Origin of the sequence: Mycobacterium sp., from assembly GCF_008709575.1 — a bacterium.
Classification (GTDB): domain Bacteria; phylum Actinomycetota; class Actinomycetes; order Mycobacteriales; family Mycobacteriaceae; genus Mycobacterium.
The window spans coordinates 19,924-32,524 of record NZ_VYIK01000024.1 but is presented as its reverse complement, the minus strand read 5'-3'; the positions used below and the strand labels follow the sequence as shown (position 1 = coordinate 32,524).

The following is a 12,601-nucleotide window of genomic DNA, read 5'->3' as shown; positions in this document are numbered from 1 at the left end:
TGGGCTACGGGTCAGCACCGAATCTAGCTGCTACCGACTCGTGGACATGACGACAGGTGCCGGCACCCCGGTGGTGTGCCGTCGCAGCAGCCGCGACACGACGGCCCGGCTGCCACGCCTGTCGGCGCCGGCGGCCTCGTCGGCCGACACCAACGCGGGTGCCAGGTTGTCACTGGATTCACCGAGCGCCTCGCACAGTGCGGGCAGCAGCTGACCGGCGACCAGCGCGTAGCCGGCGGCCGAGGGGTGGTACTGGTCGTCGGACAACAACAGTGCCGGTGCGTGCAGAAAGTCCGACGCCAGCAGGTCGGCCAGCGGCACCGGCACACCGCCGGCCGCCCGGACCGCGGCCGCTTGGGCGCGGGCCAGCCGCAATCCGCGGGCGTGGGCCACCCAGCGCAGGGGCTGCGGGATCGCGGTGATGACTCCGAAATCCGGGCAGGTGCCGACGACGACCGCGGCCCCGCTGGCGCACAGCCGCCGCACCGCCGCGCCGAGCCGGCGTGCCGACGGCCCCACTCCGTTGAGCGCGGTGATGTCGTTGGCCCCGATCATGATCACCGCTGCATCCGGCGGCGGCCCGGCCACGAACATCGCGTCGACCTGGCCCGACAGCCCCTTGGAGGTGGCCCCGACGATCGCCTTGGTGCTCAGCCGGATCCGCTTGGTGCTTCGCTCGGCGAGCCCGCGGGCGAGCAGGACTCCGGGTACTTCCTCGGCGTCACGGCAGCCGTACCCGGTGGCGGTGGAGTCACCGAAGATCATCAGATGCAGGTCGACGGGCATTCCGCGCTCCCAGCGCTGCACGGGTCCGCCACCGGGGGTGTAGACCCCGTCGGCGCGCGGCGGAATGTCCCACGACTTGGGGATGATCCTGCGCGCGTGTTCGGCCTGGCCGATCAGCAGGTTGCGTGCGCCGACATAAGCGGTTCCCGTCGAGGCCAACGCACCCGCTGCGGCCAGTGCAATCGTCGAACGCCGCGGCGCGCCTAACTTCACGCCCCCCAGTTTAATTCGGGCGTCGGCGCCATCGGGGCCGTCCAGCCACGAGCTGGTTACAGTGCGGACCAGTTGTGGTATCGAATCAGAATTTTTGATGGTTGAAATGACTACAGGTGTCAAGCTAGGTTTCGAGGTTGGCCGAGTGTCAGCGTGGACAACCCCCCGTCGGGGCAACAACGAACCGGATGCTCTGCTACTTCGTCGACTGACTACAACGACGTAGGAGTTGAGCATGACCGTGCTGACGGACGTATCCCACCGCGCCCGCGACGGGTTGCGCGCACGTCGGGTGCCGGTCAGCGATGGCACGCCCGTCGAGGTCGTCGAGACTGGCCCCAGCCTGGCGGCCCGGCTGGTATCGCTGGTCACCCACCTGACGGTCCGGCCCACACTGGCTCTGGGCAGCTATGTTCCGCACCTGCCCTGGCCCTGGGGCGCGATCGATCACACGTGTCGGGTGCTGCTGGCGAGCCCGGGCACCGTGCGGGCCATCGTGAAGCTGCCCAACGCGACCGCGCAGCTGGTGCGTGCCCCCGGGGTGCTGCCGGCCGACGGCCGCCGACGGGTGGTGCTCTACCTGCACGGCGGCGCGTTTTTGACCTGTGGGGCCAACTCGCACAGCAGGATCGTCACCGCGCTGTCGCGGTATGCCGACTCCCCGGTGCTGGCGGTCAACTACCGCTTGATTCCCAAGCATTCGATCAGGATGGCGCTCGACGACTGTCACGACGGCTACCGCTGGCTTCGTTCGCGCGGTTACGAGCCCGAACAAATTGTGCTGGCCGGCGACTCGGCCGGGGGTTACCTGGCATTGGCGCTGGCGCAGCGGCTGCAGCAGCAGGACGAGGAGCCGGCGGCGCTGGTGGCTATCTCGCCGCTGCTGCAGCTGGCCAAGCAGCCCAAGCAGGCGCATCCCAACATCAAGGTCGACGCGATGTTCTCGGCGCGAGCGTTCGATGCGCTGATTTCGCTGGTCGCCCGCGCTGCTGCCAAAAACCCGGTCGACGGCAAGCCGGAGCCGACGTACGAGCCGCTGGACCACGTCGAGCCCGGCCTGCCACGAACACTGATCCACGTGTCGGGATCCGAGGTGCTGTTGCATGACGCAGAGCTGGCGGCCCGCCGGCTGGCGGCCGCGGGTGTCCCGGCGGAGGTGCGGATCTGGCCGGGTCAGATCCACGACTTCCAGCTGGCCGCGCCGCTGGTACCGGAGGCCACCCGCTCGTTGCGACAGATCGGCGACTACATCCGCGAGGCCACCGGCGAAAGCTGACCGCCATCCCGGGCGGACCCGGGATGGGCAACCTGCGACCATGAAGACATGCGGATCGCGCAGCACATCAGTGAACTCATCGGCAACACGCCGCTGGTCGAGCTGACCTCGGTCGTTCCCGACGGGCTCGGCCGGATCGTCGCCAAGGTCGAGTACCTCAATCCCGGGCTGAGCAGCAAAGACCGTATTGCCGTCAAGATGATCGACGCCGCCGAGGCCAGCGGTCAGCTGAAACCGGGTGGCACCATCGTCGAACCCACGTCGGGCAACACCGGCGTGGGGTTGGCGCTGGTCGCGCAGCGCCGCGGCTACCGGTGTGTGTTCGTCTGCCCCGACAAGGTCAGCGAGGACAAGCAGAACGTGTTGCGTGCCTACGGGGCCGAGGTGGTGGTGTGCCCGACGGCGGTGCCGCCGGACCACCCCGACAGCTACTACAGCGTCTCCGACCGGCTGGCCGCCGAGATCGCCGGTGCCTGGAAGCCCGACCAGTATTCCAATCCCGAAGGCCCGGCCAGCCACTACGAGACCACCGGCCCGGAAATCTGGGCCGACACCGACGGGCAGGTAACCCATTTCGTGGCCGGGATCGGCACCGGCGGCACGATTACCGGCGCCGGCCGTTATCTCAAAGAGATCTCCGGCGGAGCGGTACAGGTGATCGGCGCCGACCCGGAGGGCTCGGTGTACTCCGGGGGGACCGGCCGCCCGTACCTGGTCGAGGGAGTAGGCGAGGATTTCTGGCCGGCGGCCTACGACCCGAGCGTGCCCGACCAGGTCATTGCGGTTTCCGATGCCGATTCGTTCAACATGACCAGGCGCTTGGCCCGTGAGGAGGCGCTGCTGGTCGGGGGGTCATGCGGGATGGCGGTGGTGGCCGCGCTCAAGGTTGCCGAGCAGGCCGGACCGGACGCCCTGATCGTGGTGTTGCTGCCCGACGGCGGTCGCGGCTACATGTCGAAAATCTTTAGCGACGCATGGATGTCGTCCTACGGGTTCCTGCGCGCTCCGCTCGACAGTTCCGTCGAAGAACCCACGGTCGGCGACGTTTTGCGCCGCAAAGCCGGTGTCCTGCCCGACCTGGTGCACACCCACCCGTCGGAAACCGTGCGCGACGCTATCGGCATCCTGCGCGAGTACGGGGTGTCCCAGATGCCTGTCGTCGGTGCCGAGCCGCCGGTGATGGCCGGTGAGGTCGCCGGCAGCGTGTCGGAACGCGAGCTGCTGTCCGCGGTCTTCGAGGGCCGCGCGAAACTGGCCGACGCCGTCGGGATGCACATGAGCCCCGCCTTGAAGATGATCGGATCCGGCGAGTCTCTCGGCGTCCTCGCCAAGGCGCTGCGGGACTGGGACGCCCTGATGGTGGTGGAGGAGGGCAAGCCGGTCGGGGTTATCACCCGGCAGGACTTATTGGGCTTTCTGTCCGAGGGGCCGCGGCGCCGCTGACGTGACCGCGGTGCTTCACCGGGCTGTCGCGCCCCCCGGGCGGAATAATCCGGTAGGGTCTGCACCGCCGCACTGAGCCGGCACAGCCCTATCGAGGAAGGCGTCGATGACCGCACCACCGCCCGGACCGCCGTCGGGAAACTATCCGCCGCCGCCTCCCGGAAACTATCCGCCGCCGCCGCCCGGTAATTATCCGCCGCCGCCGCCGCCGCAGGGCGGCGGGTATCCCCCGCCGCCGGGCTACGGTGCGCCCCCGAACAACTATCTGGTCTGGGCCATCCTGGTCACCGTGTTGTGTTGCCTTCCCCTGGGCATCGTGTCGATCGTGAAGTCGACCCAGGTTTCCGGGCTGTGGGCGCAGGGCAGATACGCCGAGGCGCACCGAGCTTCCGAGGACGCCAAGAAGTGGGCGCTGTGGTCGGCGATCATCGGCGGCATCGGCATCCTCATCGCGATCATCGTCAACCTCGCGGTGATGTCGGCCCCGCCATCGTGACCGGCGTGACAGCGCGCCGGGCCGTGCCGATCCCGCGGCACTCCGTCGCCCCGCTCGGGGCGGCCCTCGGCGTGGTGTCGGCCTGCGCGCTGGTGTGGTGGGCCGACCCGACCACTCCCGGCGGTGTGCTTCCGCCGTGCCCGACCAAACTGTTGCTCGGCATCGATTGTCCCGGCTGCGGCAGCCTGCGCATGCTGTACGCGGTCTTGCACGGCGACGTGGCGGCCGCGGCGAGGTTCAACGCGCTGGGGCTGGTGGTGCTGGTGTTGCTGGGGTGGGTGTATGCGGGCTGGGCGTACGGACGGCTGACCAGACGGCGGATCTGGAGTTGGCACCGGCATCGCTGGGCGGCACCGGTGACGTTGCTGGTGGTGTCTGGATGGCTGGTGGTGCGTAACCTGCCGTTCGGACCGTTCGCCGCGCTGCGGGTGTGACCGCTCGGGCCGGCGGGTCTGTGGGTCCTTTTGTGCGGCCAGCCCCAGAACCCCCCACGGTCGGGGCCAAGCTGGTGAAAACGCATGAGCCCACAGAAGACCACCGAAACGCTTTCCATATGGCTATCGATTGGTTGCAAGGCGCTCGAGCGCTGCGGGCCTGGCAGGGCGTCGGTCCAGCCGAGGCGTCCGGTCTCGGTGACCGTGGTGCGTAGCTCGCCCCGGGTGGCCGGGTGCCGGCATCGGGATCGACGTGTCGGCGGCGGCGTGGGCGGCTTGGTCGTGTTCGGTCACGGTGGTGGTCGGGCGGTACCGCGCCGCGCCGACGGCATCGGGCGGATGAGGCCGGATGGGAAAGACTCTCGATGAGCATGTCCAATCGTCACGGGGCTCGAATACGGGGCCGCCACCACTGCCTGCAGAGCCCGGCGACGCAGATACTCGACAGGCGCCGCAGCTAGAACAAGTCTGACCTGGCTAGGCTGGCCGTTGATGAGCGAACAGCGCGCCACCGGGCTTGCCACCAAGGCCATCCACGCCGGCTATCACACCGACCCTGCGACGGGCGCGGTCAATCCGCCGATCTACACCGCCAGCACGTTCGGCCAGGACGGGGTGGGCAAGCTCCGCGCCGGATTCGAATACGCCCGCACGGGCAACCCGACCCGCGCCGCGCTGGAAGCTTCGCTGGCCGCGGTGGAGGAGGCCAGGTTCGGCCGGGCGTTCAGCTCGGGGATGGCCGCTGGGGATTGCGCCCTGCGGGCGGTGCTGCGCCCCGGCGACCATCTGGTCATCCCCGACGACGCCTATGGCGGCACCTTCCGGCTGATCGACAAGGTGTTCACCGGATGGGGTGTGGCCTACACGCCGGTAGCACTGGGGGACGTCGACGCGGTCCGCGCCGCGATCACTCCGAAAACCCGGTTGGTCTGGGTGGAAACCCCGACCAACCCGCTGCTGTCGATTGCCGATATCGCCGCGATCGTCGAGCTGGCGGCCGGAAGTTCAGCTAAAGTGTTGGTGGACAACACTTTTGCTTCACCTGCGTTGCAACAACCGTTGACGCTCGGCGCCGACATCGTGCTGCACTCGACCACCAAATACATCGGCGGGCATTCCGACGTGGTCGGTGGAGCGCTGCTCACCAACGACGAAGAGCTCGATGCAGCATTCGGTTTCCTGCAGAACGGGGCCGGCGCGGTGCCCGGGCCGTTCGACGCCTACCTGACCATCCGCGGGCTCAAGACGCTGCCGCTGCGGATGCAGCGGCACAGCGAAAACGCCGCCGCGGTCGCGGAATTCCTGGCCGGGCATCGATCGGTTGGCGCGGTGCTGTACCCGGGTCTGCCCGGCCATCCCGGGCATGAGGTGGCCGCACGGCAGATGCACGGCTTCGGCGGCATGGTGTCGGTGCGGATGCGCGGTGGCCGGCCCGCGGCGGAAAGCCTGTGCGCCAACACCGAACTGTTCATCCTGGCCGAGTCGCTGGGTGGGGTGGAGTCGCTGATCGAGCATCCCGCCGCGATGACGCACGCGTCGACGACCGGCTCGCGGCTGGAGGTTCCCGACGACCTGGTGCGTCTGTCGGTGGGAATCGAGCACATTGACGACCTGATCGCCGACCTCGACCGGGCGTTGGGCGTTTAGCGGCGGATGTGGTCAGTCAGCACCGGGCGGATCGCCGCGGTCGTCACCGCGAGGTTGACTTCGGCGAGCCCGGGTTCGCAGTCACCGACCCAACCGCCGCCGGCGATATCGCCGGCGCGGCTGCTTACCCACTCCCAGCCGCGCTCGCTCAGGCTCAAGACAGCGCCCAGGCCGTCGATCAAGTACAGCAGCGAGATGATCGCGGCCGTCGTCGGGGCGGGTCGCTGCTCATCGAACAACGTCGACATGAGTGCCGCACGGGCCTGCGACACCCGGGCGCGGTCGATCAGCGGCCACGCGTACGTTGGTTTGATACCCCGGATGCCATTGCGCTGCAGGCGAACCCGTCGAATCTGACCGTCACGCTCGAGCTGCGCGAACACCGCCGCGGGGGTTTCGCTGCGCAGTCTGGCGATCGCCGTGGCCGGGCTGATGGGACGACGCAGCAGCAGCTGCAGCGCGGGGGCCAGCACCCGATCGTCCGGAGGGGGTCCGCTTAGCACCATCAACCGCCCCGCCTGCACCGGCTCGCCGTCGATCGCCGGACGGATCCGGCACGCATGCGCCAAATCGAGCAACGCCGCGGCCGCCAGGACGCGTTCGCGCCGGGCGCGATCCAGCCCCGGCCGTGCCGAGGCGTTGTCGAGCAGCAGCAGAAGCAAATCCTCGGCGATCCGCGCCATCAGTGCACGCGACCCCGGCCGGATTCGTTACTCGCAGCGGAACTAAGGCTGGTAGGGCTCTGCGCTGACCAACGTCACCTCGACCGTGTCGCCGTTGGGAACCCGGTAACTGCGGGTTTCGCCGACCTTCGCGTCGATCAACGCCGCACCCAGCGGGGAGTTGGGCGAGTACACCTCGAGCTTTCCGTCTTTGACGCCCTCTTGGCGGGTGGCGATCAGGAACGTTTCGGTATCGGATTCGTCGCCGTTGTAGTACACCTTCACCACTGAACCGGGCAGCGCCACGCCGGATTGAGTGGGGGCTTCGCCGACCTTCGCGTTGTTGAGCAGCTCCTGCAACTGCCGGATCCGGGCCTCCTGTTGGCCCTGCTCCTCGCGAGCAGCGTGATATCCGCCGTTCTCGCGCAGATCCCCCTCCTCGCGACGGTCGTTGATCTCGGCGGCGATGATCGGGCGGTTGGCGATCAACTGATCGAGCTCGGCCTTCAACCGGTCGTGTGACTCCTGGGTCAACCAGGTCACCTGGGTATCCGTCATCTCGTCGCGCTCCTCATGTTGGACGGGTCCGCATCGTGTCCTCGGCGGTTCTCGGTCGTGCTGGCGGGCGGTGCACCGCGCGTATTGCCGCTAAAGCAGCAATACACGGCCCCAGCAGGAACCGTGCATTCGTGCATTTTAGCACCGCCCGAGCAGCCGTCGAAGACATTTTCCCTGCTGGCGGTTGCGCTAAACGCCGACGCTGTCACGAGGCCCCCCACGAGGGCCCTCACGAGGGCCTCAGGTAGCCGGGTACGTCGGTGCCGCATCCGTAGATGTCGCCCATCACCGGCGGGCGGCGCGATTTCACGACGGTGGTGACCTGAACGGTCCTCGCCTGCGACGGCGGGATCAGCACCTCGCGCCGGCCGGTCTCGCTGCCGTCTTTGCTGCGCGCCCGCACGATGCAGGCCACCGGGCGTGACGGGTCCGCGCGAGTGACGTTGATCGTCACCGAGACCGTTTCGTCGTCGACCAGGCGGTAACCGGCCAGGGTGCCCGTCACCTCGGCGGTGCCCAGCCGCTGCTGAGCGACAACCGCGAGCAGGACGCCGACGGCGAGCACCATCCCGCCCAGCGCCACGGCGATCCGGCGCCGGGCGGCCGCGGACATCCGCCGACGCCCGTAGCGGGGAGGGACGGAAGTTCGGCTCATCGGTGCGCGTGTCATGCCGTTCTTGTGGGGTTCGAAAACCCGAGTGCCCGGATGGAACTATTAGGTTATAGGGCCACGGCACGGTCGACGAACACACCGGGTAGAGAGCAGGTGAGCGAGTTGCGGTTGATGGCAGTACACGCCCACCCGGACGACGAGTCCAGCAAGGGTGCCGCTACCCTCGCCCGCTACGCCGATCAGGGCCATCGCGTGCTGGTGGTGACGCTGACCGGGGGCGAGCGGGGCGACATCCTCAACCCGGCCATGGACACCCCGGACGTGCGCGGACGTATCGCGGCCGTCCGCCGCGACGAGATGGCCCAGGCCGCCAAGATCCTCGGCGTCGAGCACACCTGGCTGGGGTTCGTGGACTCGGGACTGCCCCAAGGCGACCCGCCGCCGCCGCTGCCGGCGGACTGCTTCGCGCGGCAACCGCTGCAGGTGTGCGTCGAGGCGTTGGTGCGGGTTGTGCGAGACTTTCGGCCGCAGGTGATGACGACATACGACGAGAGCGGCGGCTATCCGCATCCCGACCACATCCGCTGCCATGAGGTGTCGGTAGCCGCCTACGAGGCGGCTGGTGATTACCGCCGCTTTCCGGACGCCGGCGAGCCCTGGACGGTGCATAAGCTGTACTACAACCATGGCTTCCTGCGACAGCGGATGCAGTTGCTCCAGGACGAGTTCGCCAAGCACGGTCAAACGGGCCCGTTCGGGGAATGGCTGGCGCAGTGGAAACCCGAGCAGGACGTGTTCGCCGGCCGGGTGACGACCAGGGTGGAGTGCTCGGCATATTTCAGTCGGCGCGCGGACGCGTTGCGCGCGCACGCCACCCAGATCGACCCCAACAGCGCGTTCCTCGCTGTGCCGATCGAGTGGCAGCAGCGGTTGTGGCCGACCGAGGAGTTCGAGTTGGCCCGCTCCCGGGTGCCCGTCCGATTGCCTGAAACCGATCTGTTCGCCGGAATCGAGGCCGACTGATGCATTCCATACTGGTGGCGGTTTTGCTGGCCGGCGATACGCCGCGCAACACCGGGCCCGACTTCGGCAAGGCCAGCCCTTTCGGGCTGCTGGTGATCGTGTTGTTGCTGATCGGCACATTCCTGTTGGTGCGGTCGATGAACCGGCATCTGGGCAAGCTGCCCGAGTCTTTCGACCCGGGGTCGCAGCAGGCCGCCGACGAGAGCGGTGCCGGTCCTTCGGCCGCGAGCAACGGATCAGCCGATGAACCCGGCGGCTAACACACTGGCCGGTGCGGCCAGCCCCTATCTGCGACAGCACGCCGACAACCCGGTGCACTGGCAGCAGTGGACACCGCAGGCGTTTGCCGAGGCGGCCGAACGCGACGTCCCGATCCTGCTGTCGGTCGGCTACGCGGCCTGTCATTGGTGTCATGTGATGGCGCACGAGTCGTTCGAGGACGACGAGGTCGCCGCGGCGATGAACGCCGGATTCGTCTGCGTCAAAGTCGACCGCGAGGAGCGTCCCGACGTCGACGCGGTGTACATGAACGCCACTGTCGCACTCACCGGACAGGGCGGCTGGCCGATGACGTGCTTTCTCACTCCCGACGGGCGACCGTTCTTCTGCGGCACCTACTATCCGAAAGCGGCGTTCCTGGAACTGCTCGCGGCCGTGGCCAGTGCCTGGCGGCAGCGTCGCAGCGAGGTGGAGACGGTTTCCGACCGCATCGCCGGCGAGCTGCGGTCGATGGCCGCGGGGCTGCCCGGCGGCGGAGCGGAGCTGGATCCCGGGTTGTGCGACCGGGCAGTCGCCGCCGTGCTCGCCGACGAGGACAGCGTGCACGGCGGATTCGGCGGAGCGCCGAAGTTCCCGCCGTCGGCGCTGCTGGAGGCACTGCTGCGGCACCATGAGCGCACCGGGTCAACGGCTGCGCTGGCAGCGGTCGAACGCTGTTGCGCGGCGATGGCCCGCGGCGGGATCTACGACCAGCTGGCGGGCGGCTTCGCTCGCTACAGCGTCGACAACGCCTGGATAGTTCCGCATTTCGAGAAAATGCTCTACGACAACGCGTTGCTGTTGCGCGCCTATGCCCACCTGTGCCGCCGGACGGGAAATCCGCTGGCCCGCCGGGTTGCCCACGAAACCGCCCGGTTCCTGATGCGCGATCTGGCCGAGGCCGGCATGTTCGCCTCGTCGCTGGATGCCGACGCCGCCGGTGCGGAAGGCTCGACGTACGTGTGGACGCCCGCCGAGCTGCGCGAAGCTCTGGGCGAAAGCGACGGAGCGTGGGCAGCTTCCGTTTTCGGTGTCACCGAGGCCGGAACGTTCGAGCGTGGCGCATCGGTGCTTGCGCTGCCCGCCGATCCGGACGATCCCGATCGCTTCGACCGGGTCCGCGCCGCGCTGTTGACCGCCCGCCTGACCCGGCCGCAGCCGGACCGCGACGACAAGATCGTCACATCGTGGAATGGCCTGGCCATCACCGCGTTGGCGGAAGCCAGTGTGGTCCTTGATGATCCGGAGTTGCTGGCCGCTGCGCAGCGCTGTGCAGCGGCGGTGGTGGAGCTGCACCTGGTGGACGGCCGGCTACGGCGCGCCAGCCTGGGCGGCCGGGTCGGGGAGAGTTCGGCGATGCTGGAAGACCACGCCATGCTGGCCACCGGCCTGCTGACGCTGTATCAGCTGACCGGCGACGCAGGCTGGCTGGGGAAGGCCGGTGAGCTCATCGATCTGGCGCTGGCGCACTACGCCGATCCTCGGCGACCGGGCCGCTGGTTCGACAGCGCCGACGACGCCGAGCAGCTGATTCACCGGCCCGCCGATCCGGCCGACGGAGCTACCCCGTCGGGCGCATCCGCGATCGCCGAGGCGCTGCTCATCGCCGGCTATCTGGCCGAGGGGAAGCGCGCCGGGGTGTATCGGCAGGCGGCTGCCGACACGCTGGGGGCGCATTCGGTGTTGTTGGCGCGAGCATCGCGTGCGGCCGGGCACTGGCTGGCCGTCGCCGAGTCGGCCGTTCGGGGTCCGCTGCAGATCGCGGTGGCGTGCGACGCCCCGGGATCGTCGCTGCTGGCGGAGGCGCGCCGGCTCGCGCCGGGCGGCGCGATCGTTGTCGGGGGAGCGGTGGATTCCGCGGAGCTGTTGGCCGGCCGCGACCGGGTTGGTGGCGCCGACACCGCCTACGTGTGTCGTGGTCCGGTCTGCGACCTTCCGGTTACCAGCGTCGAGGGGCTGGTTGCCGCGCTGTCGCGGTAGCCTGACGTCTCATGCCGAGTGCTCAAGAAATCACCGACGCCGTGCACCGCTACCTGAGCCTGGTCGCCGGGGGCAGTGCCGACGAGATCGCCGGGCTATATGCGCCCGACGCGACGGTCGAGGATCCGGTAGGTGGTGACGAGGTGCACATCGGTCGGCAGGCGATCCGCCGTTTCTACACCGCGGTCGAAAACGCCGAGCGAGAATGCGAGCTGGTGTCGCTGCGGGTCGCCGGCCAGGAGGCGGCCTTCCAGTTCCGGCTGACGGTCAAGGTCGGCGAGCACCGGATGGTGATCGAGCCCATCGAGGTGATGGTCTTCGACGAGGAGGGCAAGATCACCGCCATGAAGGCTTACTGGTCGGCGGACAACGTTACCCAGACGTAGTCACCCGGATGTCGTCGTGGCAGCCGCTGATCAGGCCGGTTGGCCGACGTAGAAGACGGCCAGCCACATCGCGATGTAGTGGCAGATGGCGGCCAACCCGGTCAACGCGTGGAAGACCTCGTGGTAGCCGAAGGTCTGCGGCCACGGGTCGGGCCAGCGCAACCCGTAGAAAATGCCGCCAATGCTGTATAGCGCGCCACCGACGGCCAGCAACACCATGGCGGCCACCCCGGCGATGTGGATGATCGTGGGCGCATACCACACCGCCACCCAGCCCAGCAGCAGATACAGCGGCACGCCCACCCAGCGCGGCGCCGTCGGCCAGCACATTTTCAGGAGGATCCCGGCCAGCGCCCCGCCCCACACGATCCACAGCACCACTCGCCCGGTGTGGTGGGGCATGGCCAGCTGCGCGAACGGCGTGTAGCTGCCCGCGATGAAGACGAAGATCATCGAATGGTCGAGCCGCTTCATCCGCAACCGGGCGTGCGCCGATTTCCACTGCACCCGGTGATAGGTGGCGCTGACGGCGAACATCGCCACGGTCGACGCCGCGTAGATCAGCGTGGCATGGCCGGCGCGGGGTGATTTCGCCGCCCACGACACCGACACCAGGGTCGTGCCGCAGATGGCTGCCAGCCACGCGGCGTAGAAGTGAATCCACCCGCGCATCCTCGGTTTGGTGGCGATGTGGTGGCCGGCCTGCGCGACGGCGACCGGCCCGTACTGGTCACAACGCGGAGGGTCATCGGTGTGCTGGCTCAATTTCCCTGCCTGACTTGCGTCGGGATCACCATTAGCGGGTATCCCTCACAGTAGTCTTGAC

Annotated in this window: 14 protein-coding genes; 9 read left to right on the top strand and 5 right to left on the bottom strand. The window is 68.6% G+C overall.

Features of this window, described 5'->3' with window-relative positions; all coding sequences use genetic code 11:
* Nucleotides 1–30 precede the first annotated feature (30 nt).
* Nucleotides 31–999, bottom strand: a complete 969-nt coding sequence (locus F6Q13_RS07525) for an SGNH/GDSL hydrolase family protein (protein WP_293054652.1) — start codon at nucleotides 997–999, stop codon at nucleotides 31–33.
* Nucleotides 1,000–1,234: 235 nt separating this feature from the next.
* Between F6Q13_RS07525 and F6Q13_RS07520 the strand changes: the two genes are divergently transcribed.
* The 5 genes from F6Q13_RS07520 to F6Q13_RS07500 all read left to right on the top strand — a co-directional run bounded on the left by F6Q13_RS07520 (nucleotide 1,235) and on the right by F6Q13_RS07500 (nucleotide 6,295).
* Entirely contained in the window at nucleotides 1,235–2,275 is a 1,041-nt protein-coding gene (locus F6Q13_RS07520) for an alpha/beta hydrolase (protein ID WP_293054650.1), read from the top strand.
* Between the two features lie 48 nt (nucleotides 2,276–2,323).
* Nucleotides 2,324–3,718: a cystathionine beta-synthase gene (locus F6Q13_RS07515; protein WP_293054649.1), complete on the top strand. Its 1,395-nt coding sequence runs from the start codon at nucleotides 2,324–2,326 to the stop codon at nucleotides 3,716–3,718.
* Nucleotides 3,719–3,824: 106 nt separating this feature from the next.
* The gene (locus F6Q13_RS07510) at nucleotides 3,825–4,214 is read left to right on the top strand and encodes a CD225/dispanin family protein (RefSeq protein ID WP_293054647.1); all 390 of its coding nucleotides are present in this window, start codon (nucleotides 3,825–3,827) and stop codon (nucleotides 4,212–4,214) included.
* A 23-nt stretch (nucleotides 4,215–4,237) separates the two neighbouring features.
* On the top strand, nucleotides 4,238–4,648 hold the full coding sequence (locus F6Q13_RS07505; RefSeq protein WP_293054681.1) for a DUF2752 domain-containing protein: 411 nt from the start codon (nucleotides 4,238–4,240) through the stop codon (nucleotides 4,646–4,648).
* 492 nt (nucleotides 4,649–5,140) lie between these two features.
* A complete protein-coding gene (locus F6Q13_RS07500) occupies nucleotides 5,141–6,295 on the top strand; it encodes a cystathionine gamma-synthase (RefSeq protein ID WP_293054645.1) in 1,155 nt (384 codons plus the stop codon).
* On the opposite strand, the gene F6Q13_RS07495 is transcribed toward F6Q13_RS07500, so the two are convergent.
* The 3 genes from F6Q13_RS07495 to F6Q13_RS07485 all read right to left on the bottom strand — a co-directional run bounded on the left by F6Q13_RS07495 (nucleotide 6,292) and on the right by F6Q13_RS07485 (nucleotide 8,170).
* Entirely contained in the window at nucleotides 6,292–6,978 is a 687-nt protein-coding gene (locus tag F6Q13_RS07495) for a GPP34 family phosphoprotein (RefSeq protein WP_293054643.1), read from the bottom strand. The two genes, F6Q13_RS07500 and F6Q13_RS07495, sit on opposite strands and share 4 nt — an antisense overlap.
* Before the next feature lie 42 nt (nucleotides 6,979–7,020).
* A complete protein-coding gene (gene greA, locus F6Q13_RS07490) occupies nucleotides 7,021–7,515 on the bottom strand; it encodes a transcription elongation factor GreA (RefSeq protein WP_293054641.1) in 495 nt (164 codons plus the stop codon).
* 229 nt (nucleotides 7,516–7,744) lie between these two features.
* Complete coding sequence (locus tag F6Q13_RS07485; protein WP_293054639.1) at nucleotides 7,745–8,170, bottom strand: DUF4307 domain-containing protein; 426 nt, start codon at nucleotides 8,168–8,170, stop codon at nucleotides 7,745–7,747.
* 111 nt (nucleotides 8,171–8,281) lie between these two features.
* On the opposite strand from F6Q13_RS07485, the gene mca reads away from it, so the two are divergent.
* From mca to F6Q13_RS07465, 4 genes are read left to right on the top strand one after another with little or no spacing between them, the layout of a single operon-like run.
* On the top strand, nucleotides 8,282–9,151 hold the full coding sequence (gene mca, locus F6Q13_RS07480; protein ID WP_293054637.1) for a mycothiol conjugate amidase Mca: 870 nt from the start codon (nucleotides 8,282–8,284) through the stop codon (nucleotides 9,149–9,151).
* The gene (locus F6Q13_RS07475; protein ID WP_293054635.1) at nucleotides 9,151–9,411 is read left to right on the top strand and encodes a hypothetical protein; all 261 of its coding nucleotides are present in this window, start codon (nucleotides 9,151–9,153) and stop codon (nucleotides 9,409–9,411) included. The genes mca and F6Q13_RS07475 overlap by 1 nt, the downstream gene beginning before the upstream one ends.
* On the top strand, nucleotides 9,395–11,389 hold the full coding sequence (locus F6Q13_RS07470; RefSeq protein ID WP_293054633.1) for a thioredoxin domain-containing protein: 1,995 nt from the start codon (nucleotides 9,395–9,397) through the stop codon (nucleotides 11,387–11,389). The genes F6Q13_RS07475 and F6Q13_RS07470 overlap by 17 nt, the downstream gene beginning before the upstream one ends.
* Nucleotides 11,390–11,400: 11 nt before the next feature.
* Nucleotides 11,401–11,775, top strand: a complete 375-nt coding sequence (locus tag F6Q13_RS07465) for a nuclear transport factor 2 family protein (RefSeq protein ID WP_293054631.1) — start codon at nucleotides 11,401–11,403, stop codon at nucleotides 11,773–11,775.
* A 30-nt stretch (nucleotides 11,776–11,805) separates the two neighbouring features.
* On the opposite strand, the gene F6Q13_RS07460 is transcribed toward F6Q13_RS07465, so the two are convergent.
* Nucleotides 11,806–12,540, bottom strand: a complete 735-nt coding sequence (locus tag F6Q13_RS07460; protein ID WP_293054629.1) for a hemolysin III family protein — start codon at nucleotides 12,538–12,540, stop codon at nucleotides 11,806–11,808.
* Between the last annotated feature and the right edge of the window lie 61 nt (nucleotides 12,541–12,601).

Excerpts from the sequence above, each read along its gene's own strand:
- F6Q13_RS07515 (WP_293054649.1), top strand. The coding sequence starts at position 2,324 with ATGCGGATCGCGCAGCACATCAGTGAACTCATCGGCAACACGCCGCTG.
- F6Q13_RS07520 (WP_293054650.1), top strand. The coding sequence starts at position 1,235 with ATGACCGTGCTGACGGACGTATCCCACCGCGCCCGCGACGGGTTGCGC.
- F6Q13_RS07485 (WP_293054639.1), bottom strand. The coding sequence starts at position 8,170 with ATGAGCCGAACTTCCGTCCCTCCCCGCTACGGGCGTCGGCGGATGTCC.
- F6Q13_RS07510 (WP_293054647.1), top strand. The coding sequence starts at position 3,825 with ATGACCGCACCACCGCCCGGACCGCCGTCGGGAAACTATCCGCCGCCG.
- F6Q13_RS07470 (WP_293054633.1), top strand. The coding sequence starts at position 9,395 with ATGAACCCGGCGGCTAACACACTGGCCGGTGCGGCCAGCCCCTATCTG.
- greA (WP_293054641.1), bottom strand. The coding sequence starts at position 7,515 with ATGACGGATACCCAGGTGACCTGGTTGACCCAGGAGTCACACGACCGG.
- F6Q13_RS07500 (WP_293054645.1), top strand. The coding sequence starts at position 5,141 with ATGAGCGAACAGCGCGCCACCGGGCTTGCCACCAAGGCCATCCACGCC.
- F6Q13_RS07465 (WP_293054631.1), top strand. The coding sequence starts at position 11,401 with ATGCCGAGTGCTCAAGAAATCACCGACGCCGTGCACCGCTACCTGAGC.
- F6Q13_RS07495 (WP_293054643.1), bottom strand. The coding sequence starts at position 6,978 with ATGGCGCGGATCGCCGAGGATTTGCTTCTGCTGCTGCTCGACAACGCC.
- F6Q13_RS07475 (WP_293054635.1), top strand. The coding sequence starts at position 9,151 with ATGCATTCCATACTGGTGGCGGTTTTGCTGGCCGGCGATACGCCGCGC.